General features: G+C 75.6%; 1 protein-coding gene. It reads right to left on the bottom strand.

The features are described from left to right. Window positions 1-266 (bottom strand): LLM class flavin-dependent oxidoreductase (locus IH13_RS0131080; protein WP_031089542.1); only part of this gene is annotated, 266 nt, incomplete at both ends.

A 266-nucleotide genomic window follows, 5' to 3' on the forward strand; every position in this document is an offset into this window, starting at 1 on the left:
GGTCCAGCCCGTCCGCCTGCCAGTGCTTTCCCTGGAAGGCGGTGGGCCGGCCGGGCTCGCCCGCCGACCACGCCGTGCGCCACAGGGCGGTGATCTCGTCGAGCCGGCCGGCCCGCCCGGCGAAGGAGGCGCCGACGGAGGCGAACTCCTGCTCCGTCTCGGGCATCGGGAAGCCGGAACCGAGGCCGAGGACGAGTCGGTCTGGGGCGACATGGCCGAGGCTCGCGACCATGTTCGCGCCGATCAGCGGGTGGCGCAGGGCCGGG

The sequence above is a fragment of the Streptomyces sp. NRRL WC-3549 genome (assembly GCF_000721935.1).
Taxonomy (GTDB): domain Bacteria; phylum Actinomycetota; class Actinomycetes; order Streptomycetales; family Streptomycetaceae; genus Streptomyces.